The organism is Rhizobium sp. CB3060 (assembly GCF_025200735.1).
Lineage (GTDB): Bacteria > Pseudomonadota > Alphaproteobacteria > Rhizobiales > Rhizobiaceae > Rhizobium.
In genome coordinates this window covers 1753116-1779678 of the sequence record NZ_CP104158.1, presented here as the reverse complement: position 1 = coordinate 1779678, position 26563 = coordinate 1753116, and the positions used below count along the sequence as shown (strand labels likewise).

The 26563-nt window shown below is 58.5% G+C and carries 23 protein-coding genes and 1 riboswitch; of the genes, 19 read left to right on the top strand and 4 right to left on the bottom strand.

Annotated features, from left to right (window positions below; translation table 11 throughout):
- Window positions 1–316: 316 nt before the first annotated feature.
- The 9 genes from N2601_RS08695 (at window position 317) to N2601_RS08655 (ending at window position 9243) form a co-directional block, all read left to right on the top strand.
- Window positions 317–1768, top strand: coding sequence for a DNA cytosine methyltransferase (locus N2601_RS08695; RefSeq protein ID WP_260303896.1), 1452 nt, complete (start codon window positions 317–319; stop codon window positions 1766–1768).
- Window positions 1769–2012: 244 nt separating this feature from the next.
- The gene (locus N2601_RS08690; RefSeq protein WP_260303895.1) at window positions 2013–3851 is read left to right on the top strand and encodes a hypothetical protein; all 1839 of its coding nucleotides are present in this window, start codon (window positions 2013–2015) and stop codon (window positions 3849–3851) included.
- Window positions 3852–4027: 176 nt separating this feature from the next.
- Window positions 4028–4564 (top strand): hypothetical protein, encoded by a 537-nt coding sequence (locus tag N2601_RS08685; protein WP_260303894.1) that lies wholly within the window; start codon window positions 4028–4030, stop codon window positions 4562–4564.
- On the top strand, window positions 4564–5001 hold the full coding sequence (locus N2601_RS08680; protein WP_260303893.1) for a hypothetical protein: 438 nt from the start codon (window positions 4564–4566) through the stop codon (window positions 4999–5001). Before N2601_RS08685 ends, N2601_RS08680 begins: the two co-directional genes overlap by 1 nt.
- Window positions 4998–5312: a hypothetical protein gene (locus N2601_RS08675; RefSeq protein WP_260303892.1), complete on the top strand. Its 315-nt coding sequence runs from the start codon at window positions 4998–5000 to the stop codon at window positions 5310–5312. Before N2601_RS08680 ends, N2601_RS08675 begins: the two co-directional genes overlap by 4 nt.
- A 48-nt stretch (window positions 5313–5360) precedes the next feature.
- The gene (locus tag N2601_RS08670; RefSeq protein ID WP_260303891.1) at window positions 5361–7304 is read left to right on the top strand and encodes an AAA family ATPase; all 1944 of its coding nucleotides are present in this window, start codon (window positions 5361–5363) and stop codon (window positions 7302–7304) included.
- A 77-nt stretch (window positions 7305–7381) separates the two neighbouring features.
- Window positions 7382–7813, top strand: coding sequence for a hypothetical protein (locus N2601_RS08665; RefSeq protein ID WP_260303890.1), 432 nt, complete (start codon window positions 7382–7384; stop codon window positions 7811–7813).
- Between the two features lie 39 nt (window positions 7814–7852).
- On the top strand, window positions 7853–8371 hold the full coding sequence (locus N2601_RS08660) for a hypothetical protein (protein WP_260303889.1): 519 nt from the start codon (window positions 7853–7855) through the stop codon (window positions 8369–8371).
- A gap of 92 nt (window positions 8372–8463) precedes the next feature.
- Window positions 8464–9243, top strand: coding sequence for a metallophosphoesterase (locus N2601_RS08655; protein ID WP_260303888.1), 780 nt, complete (start codon window positions 8464–8466; stop codon window positions 9241–9243).
- An 85-nt stretch (window positions 9244–9328) separates the two neighbouring features.
- On the opposite strand, the gene N2601_RS08650 is transcribed toward N2601_RS08655, so the two are convergent.
- Both N2601_RS08650 and N2601_RS08645 read right to left on the bottom strand, forming a co-directional pair.
- The gene (locus N2601_RS08650; protein ID WP_260303887.1) at window positions 9329–10774 is read right to left on the bottom strand and encodes a hypothetical protein; all 1446 of its coding nucleotides are present in this window, start codon (window positions 10772–10774) and stop codon (window positions 9329–9331) included.
- Window positions 10775–11511: 737 nt separating this feature from the next.
- Complete coding sequence (locus tag N2601_RS08645) at window positions 11512–11751, bottom strand: hypothetical protein (protein WP_104823422.1); 240 nt, start codon at window positions 11749–11751, stop codon at window positions 11512–11514.
- A gap of 620 nt (window positions 11752–12371) precedes the next feature.
- On the opposite strand from N2601_RS08645, the gene N2601_RS08640 reads away from it, so the two are divergent.
- Window positions 12372–13847, top strand: a complete 1476-nt coding sequence (locus N2601_RS08640; protein ID WP_104823421.1) for an FAD/NAD(P)-binding protein — start codon at window positions 12372–12374, stop codon at window positions 13845–13847.
- A gap of 206 nt (window positions 13848–14053) precedes the next feature.
- A complete protein-coding gene (locus N2601_RS08635; protein ID WP_104823420.1) occupies window positions 14054–14524 on the top strand; it encodes an RrF2 family transcriptional regulator in 471 nt (156 codons plus the stop codon).
- 22 nt (window positions 14525–14546) lie between these two features.
- Here N2601_RS08635 and N2601_RS08630 read toward each other — a convergent pair whose 3' ends face one another.
- On the bottom strand, window positions 14547–15395 hold the full coding sequence (locus tag N2601_RS08630; RefSeq protein ID WP_245463843.1) for a protein-L-isoaspartate O-methyltransferase family protein: 849 nt from the start codon (window positions 15393–15395) through the stop codon (window positions 14547–14549).
- Window positions 15396–15426: 31 nt separating this feature from the next.
- Window positions 15427–16644: an SfnB family sulfur acquisition oxidoreductase gene (locus N2601_RS08625; protein ID WP_104823418.1), complete on the bottom strand. Its 1218-nt coding sequence runs from the start codon at window positions 16642–16644 to the stop codon at window positions 15427–15429.
- Between the two features lie 194 nt (window positions 16645–16838).
- Between N2601_RS08625 and N2601_RS08620 the strand changes: the two genes are divergently transcribed.
- From N2601_RS08620 to N2601_RS08585, 8 genes are all read left to right on the top strand, one after another.
- On the top strand, window positions 16839–17438 hold the full coding sequence (locus tag N2601_RS08620; protein WP_104823417.1) for an RBBP9/YdeN family alpha/beta hydrolase: 600 nt from the start codon (window positions 16839–16841) through the stop codon (window positions 17436–17438).
- A 367-nt stretch (window positions 17439–17805) separates the two neighbouring features.
- Entirely contained in the window at window positions 17806–19221 is a 1416-nt protein-coding gene (locus N2601_RS08615) for an FAD/NAD(P)-binding protein (protein WP_104823416.1), read from the top strand.
- Between the two features lie 219 nt (window positions 19222–19440).
- A riboswitch (cobalamin riboswitch) is annotated at window positions 19441–19657 on the top strand.
- A gap of 108 nt (window positions 19658–19765) precedes the next feature.
- Window positions 19766–20179, top strand: coding sequence for a DUF1636 family protein (locus N2601_RS08610; RefSeq protein ID WP_104823415.1), 414 nt, complete (start codon window positions 19766–19768; stop codon window positions 20177–20179).
- A 10-nt stretch (window positions 20180–20189) separates the two neighbouring features.
- Entirely contained in the window at window positions 20190–20969 is a 780-nt protein-coding gene (locus tag N2601_RS08605; RefSeq protein WP_104823414.1) for an ABC transporter ATP-binding protein, read from the top strand.
- 13 nt (window positions 20970–20982) lie between these two features.
- Entirely contained in the window at window positions 20983–21942 is a 960-nt protein-coding gene (locus tag N2601_RS08600; protein WP_445944996.1) for an ABC transporter substrate-binding protein, read from the top strand.
- A 65-nt stretch (window positions 21943–22007) separates the two neighbouring features.
- Window positions 22008–23018, top strand: a complete 1011-nt coding sequence (locus tag N2601_RS08595) for a FecCD family ABC transporter permease (RefSeq protein WP_104823412.1) — start codon at window positions 22008–22010, stop codon at window positions 23016–23018.
- Window positions 23019–23093: 75 nt separating this feature from the next.
- A complete protein-coding gene (locus N2601_RS08590) occupies window positions 23094–23654 on the top strand; it encodes a DUF924 family protein (RefSeq protein WP_104823411.1) in 561 nt (186 codons plus the stop codon).
- Between the two features lie 170 nt (window positions 23655–23824).
- Complete coding sequence (locus tag N2601_RS08585) at window positions 23825–26455, top strand: mechanosensitive ion channel family protein (RefSeq protein WP_104823410.1); 2631 nt, start codon at window positions 23825–23827, stop codon at window positions 26453–26455.
- The last annotated feature ends 108 nt before the right edge of the window (window positions 26456–26563 follow it).

Below are 26563 nucleotides of genomic sequence, written 5' to 3'. Positions count from 1 at the left end.
AATGGTAATCAACAGAAAAAACGTGAAAAATCAATAAATTGGTGTTAAAATCACGGGAAAATCAGTGAGTAATTATAACTGAAAATCCAGTTATTTTTATCACTGAATTATCGGTTATTCATGCGGGTGGGGCATGCTCGTCGGTGCGGCTTAACCGCGATGCGGAGCTTATCGAAAATTGGAACTTGTTGGGGCCATGGAAACCATCACGGCGACTGATCATCGCCCGAATTTCCTGGGAAGCGGGTGAGCAGATTCACGACTGGTCAATATCGTCCCGCTATTTTCTCGCCTTCAGTCCAAATCGAGGTGTGCGATGGGTAAAATGAGGGCCGTCGAAGTTTACGCCGGGGTAGGAGGCCTCTCGATCGGCCTCGCGGCGGCAGGTATGGATGTCGTCACCGGCCATGCGACGTCGCAACTTATCCAAGCGATCAGGTCGGCGAACCGGCTATACGGATATTCCTGGGATCCGACAGACTTGAACAGATTGCCGGCGCATTTCGTGCGTGCCGGCGTCGATCTCATAGCGGGTGCGCCCTACACTCGGCATTTTCTTGAGAATGGATCGGAAGGGGACCGGGAACGTGCGGATCTCACTTTGTCATTTACGTTGCTGGTCGGCGCCGTTCGACCAGAATGGTTCCTTTACGAGGGTTTCGAAAACGCACGATCTTCTCAGGCTTACCAGGACGCTCGGTTGCTCTGGAAAAGATATGGATATGGCCTGACGGAACTGCTTCTCGATGCATCTTTGTACGGTGTTGCGCAGCAGCGGAGACGCCTGATGGTCATCGGGAGGATCGGCGAGAGGGACGGGTTTCTTGAACAGTCGATCGACCGCCGAGCGTCTCCGAAACAGAAGCTCGTCAGTGCAGTCTTGGATCCTCACGATCCGAAAGATGCCAATCTGATCGAGCGCAATTCGTACTATATAAGGCCATGGAACAGCGACGATCACACCACACACAAGATCCGTCGTCCCGCCCCCGACCTCTACGAAAGCATTTGGAAGGCACCGGCAGACGTCAGCGAGGCGGGCCTGGAGCTTCATCACCTTTCGTTGCTTCAATCGTTCCCCAGGGATTTCAATTGGACGGAATTGTTCGATTTTGACTTCTGGATCGATGAGAACGAGCTCGGGCGCGTTATTGTATCGGAGGTGCCTCCGGCGCTGGCCTATAATGTGGGCAAGGCGATTATTGATCGCCATGAGGGCAGGAATATCCCGAAGCTACCCGACGAGTTCAAAAAATGGATAAAGCGCCATCGAGGTATAGAGCAGGCGAGCGCCAACAATATTGTATCGCGGGTCAACCGCGCCAGAGAACTTCTTGGCGGACGCACTTTCCCAACGGGACAAGATGAGGTGGCGGCTCTCGAGAAGAATGATGCATATCAGAACCTGCCTCCAAACACGCGAAGCGAACTCCGCAATGCTTTGATGGACTACGCAACGTTCCTGGAGAAAAATCGAGGGGGTTTCACTGCTCCGGCTGAAAGTCAACCTGAAGCCAAGCAATTAAGTCCTCGACAGCGTTGGTCTCAACTTCGCCGAATGAATAGCCGCTCATCGCGGCGCTGGTCCTACAGCGACCTGCTGCTTAAACCGCGCGATCGAAGCCGCGCTTCCGGGAAATCTGTTTTGGTGAATCTCAACGCAGCGACCCTCGGGAGCTATTATGATGACGATGACATTCTGCCTTCCGAACCACCGATAGGGGCGGAGGATTGGGTAGACGCAAAAGGGGGGCAACGTAGGACTTGATACCCTCGGAGTGACCATCTCTTTTTAACTTAACTGCCGGTGCCGTATGCTTCGTGGTGCACTGACGCTATGCGCAAAAAAAGTTTGTTGACACCATCAGCGGATTGTTCCGCGCGTCCACTTTCTTGCTCGTCCTGACTGCCGGTTGCCGCTTGCGGTACGCCCGGATGTCCCAAACCATCGATCCCAGGGGACCGGCGAACGATCCCTGATCGATGATTTTCAGACAATCCGGGACGACAGAATGCGCATAGCAAGCAGCATAGAGGTAGAGAGAGATCTTGCTCTCCAATGGCATATGCATGCCGATTATGAGCGCATGATCGAAGCAGGCGTTCCGTTGCCCGCCGGCAGGACCAAGCGCGATCGCCAAGCCATTGCATCGATCGCATCCGGGATCATTTCATCCGCGCGGACGAGGCCGGGTAGGTGGATGTCTTACAGCCGCTCGGAGTCATGGTACCCAGGGCAGGAGATGTATTACGGTGACGCTTTTGGTTACAGCACGGTCGTTGGTGCTATTGAAAGGTTGTCGGACGGCCCTTTGATTGAGGGTCACATTAAGGCGCGCCCTGGTGACCATCTTCGGAGAGACGTAAACGGACTGACACTTCAGTCGAGGATCCTGCCGGCCGCCGGCGCATCGAAGATCACTCTCCCGAAGATGGGCAAGGAACTTGCACAGAGCATCCGCCTGCGCCGCCGTGACGACAAGCGTCTCGTTGCTTACACGGAGACGGAAAACATCGGTCGCATGCGCGGCATGCTAACGAAGCTAAACGCTCACTATGCCGAGGCTGACATCGAATTCCGTGGCGGCCGCCGTGACGGAGAGATCGTTTTTCACGTCTCGAAGCGCGGCCACGAATATGGCGTGGACCTGTCAAACAGGGCATGCCACCGCGTATTCTCGGATGTGTGGACACTGGGCGGTCGCTACTACGGCGCAGCATGGCAGGCACTCGGCAAGGATGCCCGCCAGCAGATTGTCATCAACGGCGAGGCAGTGTTCGAGGCAGACTATGCAACGTTGCACCCGAGAATGCTCTACCGTGCCGCCGGACTACGCCTCGATGGCGACGCGTACGACATTCCTGGCTATCGGGACCAGCGCGAGGCATGCAAGCGTGGTCTGAACATCCTGATCAACGCCAACAGCCGTTCCGATGCCGTCCATGCGCTAACTGAGCACGTTAGCGGAGGATACTTCGAAGCCGACGACATGATTGAGGCAATCCGCGAGAAGCATCGGGGGATCGCGCACTACTTCCACAGCGATGCTGGTATCCGCCTGCAGCGCATCGACAGTTCGATCTGCACCGGCATCCTGAATGAGTTGACGGTCAAGAAGGGCATCACCGTGCTCTCGGTACACGACTCATTCATCGTCCAGAACAGTTACAAGGAGATGATCGTCGACGCTATGGAGCGTCACTACAACGATCACATAGATGGCGTATCGCGCATCCTGGATTCGTGTGTAAAATCAAAGGAATCTGTTCAGAGTCCGCTACATAAGGGATCTATCCTGCCCTCCGCACTGCCTGCCTCTCGCCGCGGAGATTCGGCAAACGCTGAATCCCTCCGGAACCGCCCGAAGGATCGTGAACCGGTTCGTCAAGCCGTCGACTTGGAAGGAAACGCCGACACAACACCTAGTCATTCAGTGGTCGGAGTGAAGACCGCGAGATCAAACCGTCGCTTTGACCGATTGAGACGTAAACCGGAGGGCGCGAACCCGGCGCGCGGGGGTACTTTCAAAGCAAGCTCGCTGGTGGCCTCGCTAGAAAATACGCCTGATGTGGCCAATGAGCGTGTCTTCGTTATTGCAACGAGTCCAAACACCGGTGAGGGGCCCGATCGCGCTGTATGGGCCAGTTCCGACGATTGCAGACGGAGTGGCTCTCCATTCGTGGATACAGTTGGCGCGACGGCAAAGGATGATGAGGTCGGGAAGGAGAGAAAGAAGGTCGCCTGGCGGCCGAGGAAGACGACGGTTCTGGAGCTGATTAGAGCGGAGGAGACCAGACGAGATGTTCTTCGGCATCGACGCCGAGATGCCGCCGCGGCACGATCGCACTAAATTTACGCTCCCGGGAATATTGTTTCGGTCGGGGGCTCACAACCTTCCCGGGTCCTGCTACGACAAGCCGAGAACGAAGGAACACTCACCCATGACGAAGGCACTCCGAATAGCACGAATAGCCTGACCCGCACCCCGCGGAGCCGCTTTCGATTGTCTATTTACGGAGTCTTCTCATGTCTTTCATCCGCAAGTTCTATGTCGCTGACACTCACTTCCTGCACAGCAACATCCTCTCGCTTTCTCGCCGACCGTTCCGCACGATTGAGGAGCATGACGAGCATCTCATTCAGCAGTGGAACGCCGTCGTCGGCCCCACCGACACAATCTACCATCTCGGCGATTTTGCATTTGGCTTGAACGAATGTGCCGACAAGATCCGATGGATTTTCAGCCGATTGAACGGCCGGAAGTACCTCGTTATCGGCAACCATGATTTGCGCCACGGCGAACTCCATCCCACGATCGCCGGACTTCCTTGGGCCGCGCGCCCCGAAGGATTCAGTTTCGCTGAGGACGAAGACAACAAGCTGGTCCTGGCGCACTACGCGCAGCGCGAGTGGCAGTGGATGCACAAGGGCGGCTACCATTTCTACGGCCACTCACACGGCCGCTTGCTCGGCATCGGCGGGAGCCGCGATGTCGGTGTCGATATGCCCGATGTCCGCTACACGCCATGCACTTTTTCGGAACTGACGGAGATGATGAAGTGATGTCTGAATCCTTTCCCCTGCGCCCGGACGAGAATTGGTACCGCGACCTTGCCCACCGTTTCCGCGACGCCGTGCCATCCATCGAGCGGCTTCAGTTCCGGCGCGGGCTGCAGCCTATCGTCTATGACCTGTTCACGCAGCTCTCCGATCTCGGTGTTCTCCGGTCCGTCGATATCCTCGGTATCAAGACGCGCAATGCCGGGTTCACACTCATCGACGCTCGCTACAAGCCCGAGCTTGTCGGGATCTTCCGCGACGCTGCCGATTTCGCACTCGAAGGGACACGGGGCAGACTTATCGAAGCTTGCGAGCATTGCGGCCGATACGGTGAGGTCGTCGCGAAGACTGGCATGGAGGCACTGCTTGATGACCCTAATGCGATCCTTGGCGATCGCTTCCTGTGCCGTGAGTGCTACGAGTCCTGGAGCGCGCGATGACTAACAAACTCCCGATTCCCGCAGGCTGGCTGCCGCTCGTCGACGATCTGAAGCAGCGGGCGGCCAGTGAATTCCGCAGTCTCGTCTTCGTGGATATCTCCGCGCATCCTGGCGGCTGGCTGAATGTCGAGATCGACAAGCACAGTGTCAGCGTCGAGCAGCACTGGCGCGCGCTCAAGCTTGGCGAAGGATACTCGTCGATGTCATTGAATATCTGTGCCGAGTGCTGCCGCCATCATGCCGAAAGGAGGCCCGACCACGTCTTCCCGATCTGCGATTACTGCCGCCAACGGATCGACTCCAACAACTGACCACCTGACCCGCGAAACCGATTTTCCATTTCTTCAATGCGGGGTCACATGTCTGACAAAGAAACCACTATCGACGCACAGATCGCACGGATGCATCTGATCCGTGAACTGCGGCCGTATCGCGAGCGGGCGACTGCTCTTGTCATGGTCGTCATCCTTCCCAATGACGACGGCGCAAGCTATTGGCAGACTGCTGCCTACGAGCTGTTGAAGCATATGCCCGTGGCCGATATCGAAAAGAGCGGAGAGGACGAGGAATATAACTGGCGAGCTGCCGTCCGCGGCGATTTCGCCGCTGACACCTTCGGCGTCGATAAGGACGACAAGAAAAAGGCAAAAGATCCCTGGCTGACCGTCTCCTTCGGCAACAAACGCACCGTGCTCATCTGCAAGCGCCCGGATGCCCAGGCGGTGCTCGAATCGAGGACATCCGCTCTCGCCGATGTGGTAGCCGACATCCGAGAATTTGACCTTGCTCTCGTGCAGAGAGCCGTAAAGGACGCGACGGATTCGGATATCACCCGCGAAGAAGCCGCTGAACTCCTGACGCTACCGCCTGACATCCGCACGTCTTTGCGTAAGACCGGGCGCGGTATCCAGTCTGTGCTGCAGCGCATCCGCGAATTCGCCGCCGTCAAGCCCGAGGAGGTCGACGCTCCGCCGCGGAAGTCCGATGACGGCCCGCGTCTGGAAGAACTGCACGGCTACGGCCCGGCCATGGAATGGGCCATGGAGTTGCAGCGCGACATGGCGGACTATGAGGCTGGCCGGATCCCGTGGGCCGATGTCGACAACGGCGTTCTCCTGAGCGGCCCTCCCGGCTGCGGGAAGACAACCTTCGCGGCCGCACTGGCGAAGTCTCTCGGCGCGCAGCTTGTCGTCGGTTCGTACTCTGTCTGGCTCGGCCAGGGCGAAGGCCACCAGGGCACGATGCTCAAAGCGATGCGGCGCGCTTTCGACGATGCCCGCAAGAATGCGCCGGCCGTCCTGTTGATTGATGAGATCGACAATTTCCCGCAGCGCGGCTCCATCGACGGCGGGCGCGGCGACGACTGGAATCGTGGCGTTGTCAATGGGCTGCTCGAATGCCTCGACGGCGCGGTCGAGCGCGAGGGTGTCATTGTCGTCGGAGCTACCAACGACGCCACCAATATCGACTCCGCGATCCGTCGCCCGGGCCGTCTGAATCGACACATCGAGATCCCCCTGCCGGATGCGGGGGCCCGCAAGAAAATCCTGCAGTACCACCTGCAGAGCAATCTTGATGTATCGCCGATCATCGGCCGGACCGAAGGTATGTCGGGTGCCGATCTTGAGGGTGTCGCCAAGGATGCCCGCCGTGCGGCACGGCGCAACGGAGGCGTGGTCACTCTCGAAATGGTCGTCGACGCGCTGCCCGAGATGGTTCCGATCAGCTTCGAGAGGAGGAAGCGGATTGCGATCCACGAACTTGGACACGCTGTCGTCGCTGTAGCTCTGCGCCACACTGTTCTGGAGAAGGTCGTTGTCAACAGTGCGATGTTCCCGACGGCGATGATTCAGTCGGGCGGTTACACTCGCCTGTCGATCGACATCTTCGCGACGAAGGACAGCGACTGGTGGAAGCGCGAGATCTGCGTCCTGGTAGGGTCTGTCGCAGCAGAGACCATGGTATACGGCGCTCATGCCGACGGCGTGTCTCATGACCTTCAGCAGGCGACCAATGCCGCAACGCACATGACTGCGGTGGCTGGCATGGGACGCTCTTTGTCGTCCGAAGGACCGAGGGCGGATCTCGTGTATCAGCGTGCCCGGAACTATGGCATCGACCGCGAGATCGATGACATCCTCCACGAGCAGTTCCTGAGGGCTTCGCAGATCGTGGAGCAGCATCGCGATCTGTTCGAGCGTCTCGCGGGGGAACTGGCCGACAAGGGAGAGCTGTCCGGCGAATACGTGACCGATGCGGTCAACAGACACAACCGCCCTGTCCAGCTCTCGTTGGCAGTCTAAGGAGATGGACGTGGAAGACTGGGTAACCGATCGGACGCGATGGTACCGCGCGAGCCGCCTGCGCGATGGAGAGATTGATGACGTTGGATGAGTTGAAGTCGAAATATGCCCGCCTGCTGCGCAGCGCATGGTTTGAGCATCGTGATGGGTGGGCAGACATCCTCGACGCATACTTTGCCGTCATCGATCATATCCTGCCGCCCAACGGCACGTATGAGGTCCGGCAGATCAAAGAAAAGATGGGCACCTTGCGCATCTACGACAGCGTGAGCGGTGCCGCTTCGGAGATCGGAAAAGTCATTGAAGACGCGCGCGAGTTGGCCGAAGCGAGATCGCTTTACACATGTGAGCATTGCGGTCAGCCCGGCATCCTTCGGAACCCGTCAGGGCTACTACACGACAACATGCGAAGAGCATGCGCTCTACGAAGGCCGGATGGCGGTGCCGCTCGATCCGCCTGCAGATCTCTTTATCGGCGCGAACGGGGGCAAAAGCTGGCGCCGATATGACCCTGACCTTGATTGTTTTGTAGCATGTGAGGCGCCCAAATGGGACTGACAGCAATGCAGCATGCATTCCGGCGCCGTCGTTGGGGATCGATCAATATCCAGGCCATGGATCGGGAAACCCTCATCGTCGAAGCGATCCACCGGTGTTCGGAGCTCGAGGGTATGATCCCGACGGATTGGATGACTGACGATCAGACCTGCCGTCGCGTCGGGTGGCTGCTCGTCAAGTTTCCGGGTATCGATTTCCAGCTCGGACGACGGCTTCTCGAACTTACATCACCCGATGGCTATCTCATGCCGCCGCTCGAATTCCAGATGTGCCGAGAGAAGGAGCCGACGCTCGAAGAGGAATATCACGCCCCTATGCTGCAGCCGTGGAGCCTCGTCCTATTCCAGTCCGGCGAGCGGCCGGCGGAATGGCAGCTCTCTGGCATCGTGTATCATCCCAAATGGGACTGCATCACCGAGTGGTTCAAGCTTCTTTACCTGCACCGCGAGAAGAGGATGGCGTTCACCGATAGGGGATGGATGAAGTTGGGCAGGAGGTTTGCAACATAATCGATCACGCAAGACAAGAGTGGCTACGCGGCGCATATCTGGATCGCATCCGGGGATATGCGATGACGGTCACTAAGGAGCACGCGGTGGCAATGAAGCTTTGGATTCAGTCTGCCCAGCATTACGAAATCTATGGCGCCCCGAAGACGATCTCGCCGCTCGAGGCGGACGTCTTCGTTTGCGCGGGCGACCTTATGCGTGAGCCTGCCGCGGGCATCAGATGGCTGGCCGACCAGGTTCCGTATCCGTCGATCTACGTCGCCGGGAACCACGAGTACTATCGCGGCACCTACACCACGTGGCGGAATCAAGGCGCGGCCGAGGATGCAAAGCATGAGAACGTCCATCTGCTCGAAGACAGCACTGTTACTATCGGCGGCGTTCGCTTCATCGGCTGCACGCTCTGGACCGATTACGCGCTCTACGGTGAGGACACTGTAGAGGGCGCAAAAGAGATTGCTTGGCGACGGATGAACGACTTCAACCTTATTCGCTATGCGATGGGAACGCCCGGTCGACATTGGGAGCCTGTTCCGCTTCGGCCGAACCATCTCTCGAATATACATGCGGCCTCGAAGGTCTTCCTCGATAAAGCCCTGTCGGAGCCGTTCGACGGCAAGACGGTCGTGGTCACGCATCACGGCCCGCACAAGGGATCGATCCATCCGCGTTATGCAGGCGACATCCTGACGGCGGCATTCGTCTCGGATCTGAGCGACCTGATCGAGAGGCACCAGCCGGCTCTCTGGATCCACGGCCATGTCCATTCGTCGTTTGACTACATGGTCGGCCGGATGCGGATCATCGCCAATCCCAAAGGCTACGAGAACGAAAACCCTGATTTCGATCCCGAGCTGGTCGTGGAAATCTGACACTGAAGCCCGGTGCCTAACTGATTCAGTTCCTCGGGCACTGGCATAGCGTAAGGATCACCAGATGGTGACAAGAGGGCGACTATCAGGCCACCTCCTTCATCTTCAGCGATGCAACGTACATACGGTGACCCTCGAGCACGTATTCTTGCCACCATGTCAGAATTTCAAGCTTCACGTCGAGATAACTGTTTTTGTCGTAGACGAGCTGTGCGACGCTCTCGCGACCCTCGTTTTTGTGGGTGATCATTTCAACTTCTTCAGCGTCCATCGGACGACCACGAAGGATGAACTGCGACATCTTAGGTCCGGCAATGGAGACGAACGCCTTGCGGAGATCGTGCGTCGACACATTGAATGGCATCAGCTCGAAGACGCCTCCGGGTTTTCTCATGTCCTCAATGCCGTCTGAAACTGTGCGGACGTTGATGTGCCCTTCCATCGTGTCGCCCTGTTTCTTCGGTCGCTGCTTCGGAAACAGATGATTTGAGTCAGGATTGTTGGTCGCCATACGAAGGGCATGCCTGACGATGTTCGCGGCGAGGGGCGGCAACGCGAGTTTCCGCCAGTGGTGGCTTTTGTCTTCCAGACCCCAGATGCAGTCGTAAGCGCCAGAGTCGAACTGGAATGCAGACTGCAGTGCAATCGTAGGCGTCGTTCGGCGCTGTCCGGTTAGAAGCTGAAGCTTGAGCACTCCACGCACCGTCTCATTCGGGCATGCTTCCAGAGCTTCCCACAATGCCCCGATTTCGATCTGTGTGAGCGCACGGAACTTATCCTTCCCTGCGATCTCGGTTGGTCGCTCCAAGCATTTCGAGAGATCGGCCGCAGGGTTGCGATCGAGGTTGAATTGCTTCTTGTTCACGAAGTGCTTGAATGCGGCCTTCAACGCAGACACCGTCAGGTCGGCCTGACGGATCCCGCTGACGACATCCTTCCTGCTGGTGTCCCGAGCTTGATGCTGCTCGATGGCTCTTTCCGTGCATCGGGAGACGATGTTGTCGCGCACCTGCGCGAGGTCTCGCGTCAGGATCGCCGCAAGCGGCTTTCCGTGAATCGGGGCAAAGTCGTCGTGCAAGCCAGGCGTTGCTCCAAGAGCCGACTTATAGCCCCGGGCGGTGTCGGGGTTCCGGTTTCGTCCACACCATTCAAGATACAGATCGCGGCCGACCTCCCACGTCACGCCCTGCCCAGTCGCGACATCATGCAAGTGCTTAGCGTCCTGAACGGAGTGTCCGGCTGCAAACGACTTCACCAGTATCTCGATCGGCTGCCCCGCCTTGGCGGCTTTCTTAATCTTTACGACCAGCTCTCGAAGCATCGGAAGATCGTCTAGGCCGAAATGTGAGAAGGGAGCGATCTGAAGGTTCGTGTCGCGCGTGCTGTAGTACCAGCTCGCGCCAGTCTTCGTGATCTTTATCGCGAGACCAGTGGTGTCCTGGTCTCGATAGACCACCGCCGCGGATACGCCCTTCTTAATCTGGTTTTTGACCTTCGTAAGCGTGTGACCTGAAAAGTGTTCTGATGGCATCCGATGGGTCTCTTTCTCTCTGTTTGATGGAAATGGTGACCCGGGAGGAATCGCTTGGCAAGAGCTAGACCCAAAAGCAGGACATGTCAGCAGCCAAATCACCTGTGGTTTGGAAACACGGCGCCAAATCACATCAAAGAATATTGACGCAAAATAGGTGGACTGAGCGGCCGTCAACAAATTTATCCTTGTTTCTAAGGCCTTGATCCGCCGACTTTGTTGACAACGCATGAAATCATGGACAATGAGAAATGCGAGACCTGCTGACTCTTAATCAGCGGGTCGTAGGTTCGAGCCCTACATCACCCACCAAAATTTCTTCTGAGAATTACCGCAAAGCCTTGAAAATAAAGGTTGTTGCGGTTTTCTGTTTCCAGAGCCCGGCGTGGCCAGTGTGGCCACAAGGTCGCTATGCACGCATCATGCGGCGACATGGGCGCGCGACTTCATTGCGCATGATTGATTGCATAAGGTGATGCGGGAAGGCGGTTCGAGTAATCGGGATCCGGCGCAATCAGCGTTGCGAGAATCAGGATGCATCCCATCGCGACTACGGTGCCTGCATAAAGAATGAACGCAAGGTGACTTTGCATGGCCATGCCAAACCCAAAGTTCTCTGAATCTAACCGTTGGCGTTCAGGTAAGTTCCCATGATTGGAATTTACTGTGATCTCGCTTTGCCTGCTGCCGAATGACTCAAGAAATGCCGTCCTGACGACTGCGGCAGCATTTGGGGATTACCACCAGTGATGTGAGCGCTCGCTTTCCGCGGCGTTTCTTCCCATCAGGTAGCCCAATCCAAAAATAATTGCGCCAATTGCGACGATCGTTGCGGTCGTTGTTTGGTGTTCCTGAGCGCCTATAGCAACGGCTTGCGCCTCGCGCTTGGCCATGGATGTTGCCGACTTTACCGCCCTTTTCACTCCTTCGGGCTGCTCGACCGGCGTTCCCGTGAAACCTGCATTCAATTTTGGCATCGCGTTCTCCTTTTACAAAAAGGTAACTGCGGAAAAACGGAACTGTTCCTTCGACCGCGTTCTACTCCTGACGCGATCTACAGATCGCTTTCATTCGAAGCGGGATCAAAATCATAAATTTTGCAGAAGGATAGACGGCGAAAACACACGCCAAACCTTCAATTCGCCACTGCTGGGCTTTGGAGAAATTCTGCTATTCGGCCGGGGCAAACTAATGCCTCTTATGCCCGCCGCCTTCCATAACGCTGAATACGAAAATGGCTGCGAGAACCAGAACCAGCATATAGTCGAAGGGGGTGAGCAGGTGCAGCAGTTCCATGATGTTTCTCCTCCCAGAGAACATGTATTAGAACAATCGGTAGTATGTGCCTTTGTTCCGTGTATGCCAAGGTTTTCACATCCTGCGGTGCGATAACGCTGTTGTGCGAGGCACAAAGAAGTCCTTATTTGCATGGATGTGTCGGCGGTCACGGATGGTCAGCAGCCGGTTGGAACCATCGCGCTGCCATCGGCATTCTATTGTCAATAAAATTTATAGAGTATATTCCTATGCCGTAGGCATTTTCGGTTGCCGCCGGCGAAGTGTTCGGCGCAATCGATCGATCTGGAAGGATTTGGCGATGACCACTTGTTCTGACGATCAATCGCGTGATCGGCCCGTCATCGCAATCATCGGCGGCGGCATTTCGGGGGCGGCGGTTGCTTTTCACTTGCTGCAATCGGAAGCGCTGCAGCCCGGTCAACTCTTCATTTTCGAACCGCGCGCCAGGCTCGGGGCGGGGCTTGCCTATGATACCCGCGACCCCGCGCATCGCATCAATGTGCCGGCAGCTAAGATGAGCCTGTTTCCTGACGATCTCGAACATTTCCAGCGCTGGCTTCAAGAGAATAATGCGCTGGAAGGCGACCAGACGGCGGTCGCGGCGAATGGCAGCCTGTTTCCGCGGCGCGGGCTTTTTGGTCGTTATATCAATGCCATGGTGCAGCCTTTTATCGATGGCGGTGCCATCACCCATGTCGCGGAAAGGGTTGCGGATGTCCGGCGGCTGGATGACCGATGGGTGATCACGGGCGAGGCAGGGCGGCGCTTGGAGGCGGATATTCTCGTCATCGCCACAAGCCATCCGTCGCCTCTGCCGCCGCGGTCATTGCAAAATGCGCTTGCCGGTCATCCGCGTTTCGTCGCGGACCCGACGCGGCCGGATGCGCTCGATGCCATCCGCCCCGGCGATCGGGTGTTGGTGGTCGGTAACGGCCTGACCTCCGCCGACGTCATCGCCTCGCTGGAGCTGCGTGGTCATAAAGGACCGATCACCGCAATTTCCCGACGCGGGCTGCGATCGCGCGGGCATGCGCCGGTGAAGCAGGAGTTGTTCGGCGATTTCGTCAGTCAGCCGTCACGGACAGCGCTTGATCTTCTGAGGCGCGTGCGCGCCGCTATTCGTAAGGCAGAAGGCGAGGGATGGACTTGGCATGCGGTGATCGATCAGGTGCGCGCGCAGGGAGGAGATTTATGGCAGGCAATGCCGCTCAGCGAGCGTCGTCGTGTGGTGCGGCATTTGCGGCCCTTTTGGGATGTGCATCGCTTCCGTGTCGCGCCGCAGGTCGAGGCCGTCAGTGAGGAGGCGATCAGCACCGGCAGGCTCGATGTACTCGCGGCTTCCGTCGCGTCCGTAGAGGCGAAGGGCGAGGTGATCGACTGTACGCTTCGGCTCAGCCGCTCGGGCAGGAGCCTCGATCGCCAATTCGATGCGGTCGTCGTGACGACCGGGCCGGGCCATCGCGGCATTCTGGGCTCGCAAGGCTGGATCGGCGCCCTTGCGGATGCGGGCTATCTCGCCATCGATGCCACAGGGCTCGGCCTTGCCTGCAATACGGCATCGCTGGCGCTCGGCGCTGATGGTAAGACGGCACCGTCGCTGCTCATTTCCGGACCTTTGGCGCGGGGCACTTTCGGCGAACTTATGGGCCTGCCCGAAGTGGTCGAGCATGCCGTTTTTGTCGCCGAACAGGTGGCGTCGGCGATTGCCCAAAATGCCCCCGAACACACCCAGCGCAAGCATAACAAGCCAAAAGTCGATAGCAGCGCCGCGTAAAGGTAGAAAAAAGTGCAAAAACGTTGCTTGAGCGATACATTTGCCCAAATTTACTCATATAAACTATACAATTTGTGAGTTATTATCTTGTTCGCACGGGGCGGCGGCGTTACTTCCGAGGTCAATGACGAACAGGACAAGCCGGTTGAGTCTCGATCGAATCGTGCCGGGCTTACAACAATCGACTTTGCAGTAAGTGGATAGCGATGCTCACGAAAAAAGGAAAATACGGGTTGAAGGCGCTGGTGGACCTGGCACGCCTCGGGCCGGGCGAAACTGCGTTTATCAACGACATCGCGTCCCGCAATAATATCCCGAAGAAATTCCTTGACACCATCCTGTTGGAACTGCGCAATGCCGGCGTGCTGCGCTCGAAGAAGGGGCCAGGCGGCGGCTATTCGCTATCGCGCCCTGCCTCCGATATCCGCATCGGCCATGTCATCCGCACGCTCGACGGTCCGCTCGCGCCGATCCGCTGCGCCAGCCGCACGGCCTATGAAGCCTGCGACGATTGCGCCGATCCGGAGCGCTGTCATGTGCGCCGTTCCATGACGGAAGTCCGCGACGCGATCGCGGCGATTCTCGACAATATGACGCTCGAACAGTTCGTCGCCGGCGGCGGGCCTGGAATCGAAATCGAAGAGCAGGAAGATTATCGCGCTTCGAATATCGGCTAACCCATTGGGTTCCCGAACAAGCTTATTGTTCGCCGTCACCGGCTTTTGAGAACCAAAGATCCCTGTAGATCGCGGCGGCGGATTCATCGGGCGCGCGATCCTCGGTCAGCCAAACCTTCCGGATCGACCAGGCGTCGTCACGGCTCGGAGACTTGCTGCATTGGTCCACATCCGAGGCGCCGACGCAGGGAATGAACCATGACGGCATCAAAGGCCGCGCTGCGTAGCCAGTTTCCGTGCGGGTGATCAGGACAGCAAGCCCTGCCTTCTTGCTGGCTTGCCACGGAAAGATGATCCGGCCTGCGGGCCGCAATGCTTTAAGCCACGATGCCGGTGGGGCGATTACGCCGGCATTTACGTAGATGAGATCGGCATTCGGCAGCGCCAGAGTGGTCGCATCGCCATGGACGAGGGAAATTCCCTCGAATGGCTCCAGATTTGCGCGTGCACGGTTGGCCAAATCCTCTTCGATTTCGAACGCATGAACATGGCCATTTGGCAGCACCAGCATCGACAGGAGCGCCGTATAGTACCCCGTCCCCGCGCCAATATGGATTACGGTGTCGCCGGACTTCGGGGCGGCAACCCCGATCCAGGCCGCATGCAGGAACGGCTCCCCATTATTGATGCCTTTGGTTCTGTCCAAAGCGACGAGCGCATTCTGATAAAGAATGGAGGGATCGGCGCCGGGCGTTTCAATGTAGCGCCGATTGACCTTTATCTGCCAAGGCCCAGGACCCAGGAACGCTTCGCGCGGTACAAGCTCGAAAATCCGCTCAAGCCTTTCATCATGGGAATTGCTGGCGGCAGCCATCATTTTCGCGTGAAAGGCCCGTATCTCTTCCAAACTGGCACGGCGATTTGCAGTCACGGTCTCTCTCCACCTTCCGATACAAAATTCGTCAGAGCGTCCAGTTCTTCGGCGGTGTTACGCCGTTGAGATGATAGTTGCCGACGATGTGATATTTCCAGCGAACCGGGTCGTGCAGCGTGTGGGTGCGGGCGTTGCGCCAATGACGGTCGAGATTGAGGCCGATGCGGGTCGAAGAGGTGCCAGCGAGCTCAAACAGTGTATTCGAGGCTTCGATGGCTATTTCCGTCGTCAGGGTTTTCGCGGCAGCCACAGCAAGTGTGGCCTCGATCACATCATCTTCCGTTGGATTGATCTGAGCAACATCGATCTTCCTGCCGGCGCGTTCTAGCATGGCTGCGGCTGCCTCGATGCGAATGGCGATCTGGCCGATCCTGGCGATGGTCAGCGGATCATCGGCCGCTCGCTCGACGCCGCTGTCCATCCAGGGGCGTGCGTGCGTTTTCACAAACTCCACGGTCTCGGTGAAAGCGGCGCGGGCAATGCCGAGATCGATGCCGGCATGGATAATTTGGCCGACCGAACCGATGGTCGTCGCCCGCTCGAAGCCCTTGTGATGCGCGACGACAGCGTCGGCGTTAACGTAGACATTATGCAGAATGGTGGTGCCGCTGCCGGATGTGCGCTGACCGAAACCGTCCCAATCATCCATGATCTGGATGCCTTCAGCGCCACGCGGGACAAGTGCCAGGGTGAGTTCGTCGTCTGCGTTCAGCGCAAAAATACCGATCCAGTCGGCGAAAAGTACGCCGGTGGAATAGAATTTGCGGCCGTTGACGCGATAGCCCAACCCGTCCGATGTCAGGCGCGTGTTGTATTGACCGGCCGTTCCGGTGCCGACTTCGGAAAATGCATTGCCGAAGCGGTCACCGGCCAGCGCCCTGGTAAAGAAGAAATTCTTCTGTTCCTCGCTGCCATCGACGCGAAGCGCTTCCAGAATGTAGAAATGGCTCTGCGGAATCTGGGCGATCGAAGGATCGGCTTCGGCCAGAATGGCTATGATTTCGGCAAGAACGGAGTTGGAAATATCGATGCCGTCATATTCGGACGGAGTGGTGATGCCGAGCAGGCCGGATTGCGACAGGGCCTCCAGCTCCTCGTAGGGCAACACCCGGTTGATGTCGCGGTCGCTTGCCTGCCGTGCAAATTGGATGGCCAGCGATCGCGCGATTTCCAGCGCTTCCTCGTCGCTTTGAATGCGGTGTGCGAGCGGTCTGGTGCGCTCGTGCAACTGTGAAACAGTTCCCATTCATAACCCCATCAACGATGGCATATCAGTGACTTAGCTATGCGAAAGCGCTATGATCGTAATTTCTATAGATCTACTATACAATAGATTTTCTTTGCTTATGCAGATTTCGCTATCCGCCATAATAGGCACCGAATGGAGAAATTGTAAGCGGGCGGCTCAATGCAGCCATCGCTCGCATCCAGGAGAGCGCCGTGGTCGCGACACTGATTCTTCCGGGTTTAAACGGCTCCGCCGAGGGGCATTGGCAGCGCCATTGGGCGCGTGATAAGACCTCTGCGGCCATCGTCCGTCAGGCTTCATGGTCGAGGCCGGTGCTGGAACACTGGTTGGCGGCGCTGGAGAGAGAGTTGGAGCGGGTGGAAGAAGCCTGGCTCGTCACGCATAGTCTCGGATGCCTGCTTGCCGCAAATCTCGCAGATCGCCCCGCCGCCCGGCATGTGAAAGGCGCTTTTCTTGTGGCTCCCTGTGATCTCGACCGGACGGAGAGGCTGCATCCCGGCGCCATCGATTTCGGCACAATGCCGACTAAAGCTCTGCCATTTCCGAGCTTTGTCGTTGGCAGCCGCGATGATCCGTACATGGATTTCGTCGAGCTTCGGCATCATGCCGCGCGATGGGATAGTGAGCTTCATGATCTCGGCCATGCCGGCCACATCAATATCGCCAGCGGTTTTGGCCGATGGGAGCAGGGCTTCCAACTCTTTTCCGCGTTCACGAAGGGGGTCGAGGATCGGCAATTCAGGCGGGCAAGACCACCGTTGCACGACGTCCTGTGCGGGGCCATGCCATAAGCGTCGTCTTCCATGAAAAATGCGGTCGCAAGAAAGCGCTTGCTACCGGCGCATTTTCGCGCTTTCATATACGACTAAATAAGTAGACAATAGCGACAATGACATTTGTCGAGCCGTCAATGGCTCGATGTGTGTCCAGGTTGACGAAGGCAACGGGCTTCCTAGCTTGAATGGGAGCCCGCCCAGAGCATCCCGTCAGGTAGAGGGATGCCCTGGATTCAAGAACCAGAGCGTCCAATGCGTTTACGACGCGCGGCGCTCTAGCGGCCGAGCGTTTGATGGCCGCGAGCTGTGTGCGGGTCACAGGCAAAGTATCAGCGTGCCCTCAGAAAAGCATGATCGACCACCTCTTGCCCCAGGAGTTGATATGACGGTTCAGGGACTTTTTTCTGCCAGGGCAAATGCCTCGGCGCAGGCCTATGCGATGCCGCGCATCGCTGTCATCGGCCGCGGCTTTTCCGGCATGATGACGGCGATCGCCTTGATGAAGACGGTGCGGACGCCTTTTCATCTGCAGCTCTTCGACCCCAATTCCAGCGTCAGCGGCGGTCAGGCGTTGGCTTCCGGCCATAGCAGCGAAATCCTGAACAGCCGTGTGCGCGATCTCTCGGTTTCCGCTGGCGATCCCGATGATTTCAACGATTGGCTCTGTAGCAATGCCGCGTTCCGCAGTGCCGTGCCGGCGGCCATACCGGGCTTTTTGCAGATATTCGTCCCCAAAAGCATTTTCAGCGACTATGTGTACCAGCGCTTTTCCGAGGCATTGTCCTCGCGGCGGGATATTGCGGTGCAGGTCAGCGGCGAGACGGTGATCGGCCTTCGCCGCAGCCATGGCGACCGCTTTTTGGTGGAGAGCGCCGGCGCCGTCTATCCCCCGTTCGACACCGTGGTCCTGGCGACTGGTTACGGCATTGCCGATCACGAGCCGCAGAGCGGCGAACCGGTGGCGACGCCGACGACGGTCCGCGCCCGCCGCCTAGTGTCGCGCCCGCATACGGTCTTGCTCGGTAGCGGTCTGCGCGTCGTGGACCGGCTGCTGCAGATGCGCGACAACGGCTATGATGGGCAGATCACCATCGTTTCGAGACACGGCTTTCTGCCGCAGAGCCACACCCGCAGCAATGCCGATCCGGTCTTTCCTGCAGAAGCAATGCCCGGCAGTCTCAGCGAGATTGTGCGTTTTATTCGGCGGGCTTGCGAGAATGCGGAGGCGAGCGGGCAAAGCTGGCAATCCGTCATGAACGGCCTGCGCAAACATGCGCGCTCCCTTTGGCGCTCGCTGCCGGCCGGACAGAAGCAGCAATTCAACCGCCATCTGCGCGCCCTTTACGACAGCCATAGAAACCGTCTGCCGGAGGCTCTGTATGTCCGGCTGAGGCAGGAGCTGGCGGAGGGTAATACGCTGTCGCGTTGCGGGCAATTTCTACGGCGCACGCCGACCGGATTGATGCTGAAGCCGGCCGGTCAGCAGGGCGTGGAGCAGATCTATGCCGACGAGGTGATCGATTGCCGCTGCCGGGAGCCCGATCTCGATACGCCATTGATGCGGAGCCTGATCAACGCGGGCCTCGCCACACAGGATGAACTCGGTCTTGGCCTTGCTGTCGAAGCAACGGGCGCGCTTTCCACAGATGGCCGCATAATCGAGGGACTTTTCGCCATCGGCCCGCTGGGGCTCGGCAGCCTGCCGGACATCGATCTCGTGCCCGAGATCGTCACGCAGGCCTATGCGGCCGCCGAAGGCGTGGCGGCCCGGTTCTATCCGCAGTGCAAGGCGGTGTGATTGGGATTTTTGTCGCTCGCCTAAACTCGGAGGCGAGGTCATTTGCCATGTTCAACAGCCCTTATGAATACGAGCTTCGGCCTCATCGCCATGCCTTATTTTTTGATTGAAATTAGTAACGTAATAACATAACAAATGCGCTTGCCATTCACGCCAGCCGGAATTCGGGGACAAGTGCAGACCTCAATGACACTACCATTGCTCGCTTCGATTTTCTGTGAGATGAACCATACCGATGGTGCTGCCGCCGGAATCATCCGGAGGGCGGCTGAAAAGGGAACACGGTGCGGATTACCCATCAGGGGCCAAAACCGTGGCTGCCCCCGCAACTGTAAGCGGAGAGCGCGTTCGCGACATGCCACTGGCTTCATGCCGGGAAGGTGCGAACGGGCTGTGACCCGCGAGCCAGGAGACCTGCCATCGATGACGTCAACCGCAACGGACGGGGTGTTCCGATGGAAATTCAGTGGTTGGGCGAGGGCGCGTTTGTGTCCGCAGGCCCTATCTTGACTTTGCCTCCGGCGAGATCTCCGGGAGGCTTTTCATGGATACAGCGAGAGAGCAGACGCATCGGATCACCGTATGCACGAATTGCCGTCACGTCGGCGCGCCATGCCGTCCCGGTCTTGATTTGCTGAAGCATCTACAGGCCGCCATTACCCAGGCTGGCGCGGCACTTTCCGACGATTTCAGTCTGGAGGGCAGCGTTTGCATGGCCGGCTGCGATCGGCCATGCACCGTCGCCTTCCAGGCAACGGCAAAGGCGACCTACCTCTTCGGCGACATCGCGGGCGAGGCGGATATCGGGGCACTCGTCTCCTTCGCCGAGCTTTACCGCGATCGGCCCGATGGCCTGACACGGGAAGGCGAACGCCCGAAAATGCTGGGCGGCAAGACATTGGCGCGCATTCCGGCTGCGATCGTTTCGGCCGAACGCCAAGCAACGCTCTTGCAGTAGGAGCGGGGTCATGCTGGAAAAATGCTTGCGACTGGAAGCTGACGGCGTCACCTGGGGCCCGCATAAGGGTAAACCGATCATCCGGGACATCAGCCTGTCCGTCAAAGCTGGTGATCGGCTGGCAATCATCGGCCCGAACGGGGCGGGTAAATCGACCCTGCTGCGCTGCCTCTATCGTGGTATCCGGCCGCAACGGGGTTGCGTGCGTCTCGACGGCATCGATCTCTGGTCGATCGGCCCGCGCGAGGCGGCGCAGCGTATCGCCGTCGTCCTGCAGGAGACGCCGGGCGATTTTCCCTTTAGCGTCCGCGATGTGGTGATGATGGGCCGCATTCCCCATCGCAAGGGCATGGCGCGTTGGAGCGAGGAGGATCATGCGGCGACCGCGGCAGCACTTGTCCGCCTGGAGCTCAAGGATCTGGCGCTCCGGCAATTCGCGTCGCTTTCGGGCGGCGAAAAGCAGCGGGTATTGATTGCCCGCGCGCTGGCGCAAGAGCCGGAGCTGATTATCCTCGACGAGCCAACCAACCATCTCGATATCCGCCATCAGCTCGAAATACTGGAGCTGCTGAAAGGCCTTGGTCGGACGATCATCACGACCTTGCACGACATCAATCTCGCCGCCGATTTCGCCACGCATGTCGCAGTGCTCGATTTCGGCCGTCTGAGCGGCCATGGCTTGGCAATCGAGGTTCTGACCGCCGAGCGCATCTCATCCGCATTCCGTGTCGAAGCGAGCCGTCAGGTCGTGGGCGACACATCCCATCGTTTTACGTTTTCTCTTCGATAATTTGGAGCCATCCATGTCTTTCCGCATGTCCTTGTCCGCTACCGCCTTGCTGCTCGGCACGTTCTTTGCCGGCGGTGCTTTGGCCGAGCCCGTCACCGTGCGTAGCTGCAATCGCGATGTCACTTTCGACAAGGCGCCGGAGCGCGCCGTTTCCAACGATGTCAACCTCACGGAAATGATGCTGGCGCTGAAGCTAAGGGATCGCATGGTCGGCTACACCGGGGTTTCCGGCTGGAAGACGCTGGATGAGAAGCTGCGGGACGGCATCAAGGAAATGCCGGAGCTGTCGCCGAAATATCCAACCAAGGAAGTGTTGCTCGGAGCCAATGCCGACTTTTATTTCGCCGGCTGGAACTACGGCATGAAAGTGGGCGGCGAAGTGACGCCGGAGACTTTGGCGCCCTTCGGCATCAAGGTCTATGAGCTCACCGAATCCTGCATCTTCGTCATGCAGAAGAACAAGCCGACCATGGACGACATGTTCGTCGACCTGCTCAATCTCGGCAGGATTTTCCGTGTCGAGGATAGGGCGGAGGCCCTAGTGGCGGATTATCGCAAGCAGCTTGGCGGTATCCAGGCGAAGATCAGCCGTGCCGAGAAGCCGACCCGTGTTTTCGTCTATGATTCCGGTGAGGAAAAGCCCTTCACCTCGGGCCGCTATGGCATCCCGACGGCAATGATCGAAGCGGCCGGCGGCACCAACGTCATGGACAATGTCGAAAAGAGCTGGACGGAGGTCTCCTGGGAGCCTGTGATCGAGAAAAACCCCGAGGTCATCGTCATCGTTGACTACGGCGAAGTCACGGCGGCCCAGAAGATCGCATTTCTGAAGAACAATCCGGCTTTCAAGACCATCGACGCGGTGAAGAACGACCGTTTCGTCGTGCTTCCCTATGTCGAGGCCACGCCGGGACCGCGCAATATCGAGGCGATCGCAACGCTGGCGAAGGCTTTCCACCCGGAAGCGATGTAACGAACGACAATGCCGATCCGTCCAGTCGATCACTGAGCGGATCGGATCGCTTCCTGGATTTTCGCATGCGTATTGGCCTTCCCATTCTAATCCCTCTCCTGGTCGCTCTCCTCGCCATGTCGATCACGGCGGGCGTTTCCTTCGGTGCGGCACCGATCCCGTTTGCGACCGTCTGGTCGATCGTCGGCAACAAGCTGCATGCCAGCTTGTTTCCAATCACCTGGTCGGGCGGACAGGAAAGCATCGTTTGGGACGTCCGTTTTCCGCGCGTCATTCTCGCGTTGCTCGTGGGTGCCGGGCTTGCGGTCACCGGAGCTGTGCTGCAGGCTTTGACGCGAAATCCGCTGGCCGATCCGCATCTTCTCGGCGTTTCCTCAGGTGCCGCTTTCGGTGCTATCCTGGCGCTACTGCACACCGGGCTCATCCTTGGGCTACTGACCGTACCCTTATTCTCCTTCGCCGGCGCGCTACTCGCGATCGCCGCCGTAGCGCTGGTGACCCGGCTGACGCGCTCGCAATCAGCCGACCGGCTGATGCTGTCTGGCGTCGCCGTCGCCTTTGTCTTTACCGCGCTCGGCAATCTCCTGATTTTTCTCGGCGACCCCAGGGCGGCCAATACCGTTGTCTTCTGGATGCTCGGTGGTTTGGGGCTGGCGCAGTGGCAGCATCTGATCTATCCGGCCGGCGTGCTGCTTGTCTGCCTTGCCGTGCTGATGCTGAAATCACGGGAGCTCAACGCGCTTGCCATGGGCGATGAGACGGCAGCGACGCTCGGCATTGCCGTCTCGCAATTCCGCTTCATGCTGTTTGTTGTCACGGCGCTGCTGACGGGCGTCATGGTCGCTTTTTCGGGCGCGATCGGCTTTGTCGGACTGATGGTGCCGCATTTCGTCCGGCTTCTCGCCGGCGGCGACAACGTCCGTGTCGTGCCGCTTAGCGCCGCCTTCGGGGCACTGACATTGGTCTGGGCCGATATTGCTGCGCGGCTTGTCATGGCGCCGGAGGACATGCCGATCGGCATCGTTACCGGTCTGGTCGGCGGCATTGCCTTCATTCTGATCCTGCGAAAAAGGTGACCAACGGGCGGCGTTCACCATTGCCACCCGCCGCTCGTGGACCTATCTCCCGACGGGCATGCCGGGAGGGAGCGAATGGCCGCAGATCCGATTGTTTGTACGCCAGAGGAAGTGCTGAGCTTCTGGTTCGAGGAGTGCACGAGCGAGGATTGGTTCCGCTCCACCGTTGCTCTTGACGAAGAGATGCGCCGTCGGTTTCGCGACACGCATCTGGCATTGGCGGCTGGCGTGCCGGATCTGTGGTGCGTAACGCCCGAAAGCCGGCTGGCAGCGGTCATCGTCCTCGATCAGTTCGCCCGCAACATCTATCGCGGCACGCCGCTGGCCTTTGCGACGGATGGTTTGGCTTTGCAGGAGGCGAAAGAGGCTTTGCAGCTCGGCGCAGATCGAGGGATGCCGGCGGAACGACGGATATTCTTCTACTTGCCTTTCGAGCATGCCGAAGACCTGGCCGAACAGGATCGGTCCGTGGCACTTTTCCGTTCGCTCGGCCTTGAAGAGCAGATCGACTATGCGGTTCGCCATCGCGCCATCATCGCCGCCTACGGCCGCTTCCCGCATCGCAATGTCTTCCTTGGCCGGGTGTCGACAGAGGCTGAGAAAGACTATCTCGCCGAGCCTGGAGCAGGATTCTGAGGGAATAAAGGTGTAAATGCCTTTGTGTCGCCTTTCTTTGCCTTACAAGGCGTAGGCCAAGGGAATATGAAATTCGCAATCACAGTTTAGGAAGATCCGATCTTCCGTTTTTTCGTGCGGCGAATCCGTTTACTCGTCGCCGGCGACTTTACTGCGACGAGGAGCTTTGCTTGCGCCCGCTGAAACACCGTCTCCGTTTTTTGCCCGTGCTGCTTATGGGGCTGAGCGCAGCCATTGTTGCCGGCCCTTTGATGGGCGGGCAGGCTTTTGCGCAAAGCCAGCAGCAGGCACAACCGACGCAGCAACCGGAACAGCAGCCCGCAGGCCAAGCGCCGCAGTCGGCGCAGCTCGCCAACGGTTTGCTGGAGACTGCCGTTGCCGATCTCGCCAAGGCAAAGAAGGACTTCGCCTCGATCGAAGGTGACTCCAAGGAAGAGGGCGCTGATGACAATGCGCTGGTCGCCCTTTCCGGCCGGGCGGACGAGCTCAATCGCTCCGTAGCGGCGATTTCGGCGCGGTTGAAGCCGCGCACTACCGAGATTGACGCGCGCCTGACACAGCTCGGTGCGCCGCCCAAGGAGGGGCAGCCGCCGGAAGCCGCGATCGTTACCCAGGAGCGCGACCGTCTCAACGCCGAACGTTCGCAGATCAGCGCCGTGACTGTCGACGCCGACAATCTCGTTGCTGCGAGTAACCGGCTTGTGATGCAACTTGTCGAAGTGCGCCGCAAGCTGTTTGCCGAGACGCTGTTCAAGCGTACTGGCGTTTCCGCCACCACATTCGAGGATGCTGGAACGGCCTTTGTCAACGAGGGCGTAGAGTTCAGCACTGCCGTAACAAGCTGGATCGGCTTTGTCGTGAAGGCGAAGCTTGGGTCGCTTATGGCTGCCCTCTTCCTGTCGCTTGGTGCGGCGTTGATTTTTCTGTCCGGAGGCTACCGGTTGTTCCGCAGATATTATGTGCGGGACGAAAACATTGAAAATCCGCCCTATATTAGCCGCCTCTCGGTCGCCTTCTGGTCGACGCTGATCCGCACGCTGTCGCTGGTCGCATTCCTCGTTACGTCCTTTTTCTTCCTGTCGAATTTCAACGTGCTGCGGCCGGATATCGCGCCTGTCCTGGCCGCTCTCTTCGGCTTCATCGGACTGGTCTATTTCGTCGGCCGCCTGGCCAATGCCGTTTTTGCGCCCTTCAGGCCGCATTGGCGGCTCGTCAAGCTGTCCAACAAAGGTGCCCGCTCGCTGAGCTGGTGCATGCAGGCCATGGCCGTCGTCAACGGTCTTGATTATGTTTTCGACCGCATCAGCGAATCCATGGGATCGCCGGTTGTCGTCACGGTGGCGAAGAGCTTCTTTGCGGCTCTGTTGATCGGTCTTATTCTGATTGCCGCCTCCTTCGGTTCGCCGATCCTTGCAAAGAACGGCAATCCCGATGCTCCAGGCCGTCGTTGGCCGCATGGCATGGCGATCATCCTTCGGGTGCTCGGTACATTGCTGATCTTCACGGCTTTTATCGGCTATGTCGGCCTGGCGCGCTTCATTGCAACGCAGTTGATCGTCACCAGCGCCGTTCTGGCGACCATGTATCTCGGCTTCCAGCTCGGCAAGTCGGTGTCGAGGCAGGGCGTTTTTGCCGAGACGATCATTGGACGTTTCCTCGAAAGCCGTTTCGCGCTCGGCGACGTTGCGCTCGATCAGGCTGGTCTCGGGGCCGGCCTTGCGACCTATGCCGTCGCGCTTATGACCGGCATTCCGCTGATCCTGCTGTCCTGGGGATTCCATATCCAGGATCTGGAGCTGATTGCCTATCGTCTGTTCACCGAAATCCGCATCGGCAACATGTCGATTTCGCTGGTCGGCATTTTCGCTGGCGTTCTGCTCTTTGCCGGCGGTTATCTCGTGACGCGTTGGTTCCAGCGCTGGCTGGACAGCAACGTCATGGCGCGCGGCCAGGTGGACTTAGGTGTCCGCAACTCTGTGAAGACCGGCATCGGCTATCTCGGCGTAGCGGTGGCGTCTATCATCGCCATTTCGGCTGCCGGCATCGACCTGTCGAGTCTGGCGCTCGTCGCCAGCGCGCTCTCGGTCGGTATCGGTTTCGGCCTGCAGAATATCGTGTCGAACTTCGTCTCGGGCCTGATCCTGTTGGTCGAGCGGCCCTTCAAGGTCGGCGACTGGATCGTCTCGGGTACCTCGGAAGGCATCGTCAAGCGCATCTCGGTACGCGCCACTGAGATCGAAACCTTCCGCAAGCAGTCGATCATTGTGCCGAATTCGGAGCTGATCAACGGCTCCGTCGGCAACTGGACGCACCGCAACCGCTTGGCGCGCTCTGAAATCCCGGTTTCCGTCAGCTTCGATGCCGATCCGCAGAGGGTGATGGACATTCTGCTGGAGCTGGTGCGCGACATCCCGAAGGTGCTCAGAAATCCCGAGCCGCATGTCGAATTCCTGCGCATCGGTCCGTCCTCGCTCGATTTCGAAATGCGCTTCTATCTCTCCGATCTCTCCGACGGCATGGAAATCCGCAACAATCTGCGCATCGATATTCTGAAACGGTTTCGGGCGGAGGGGATTGCTATTCCCTATCCGCATCAGGAGCTGCACATCGTCCGCGACAGCAAGCGCGGCAGGCAGACCGATCTGCTGGCGACCACCAATCTGGCCGACTCCGCAGATGGGCCGGAAGTCGTCAATGAAGATGTCGTGAAAGACATCGCTCCGCAGGTCGAAGAGGAACTGCCGGAGCCGCTGGAGGTCAGGAGCGGCACTCGTCGTCGCGGCAAGGCATCTGCCCAGTGATGTGATCGCACGGCGTGGCAGCGGGCGAGGGCGGTTGATGACCTTATCCGAGCGGCAACGTCCAGAGTATAGTATATGAGAAGGCGGCCGGCGGTCGTCTTTTTCATT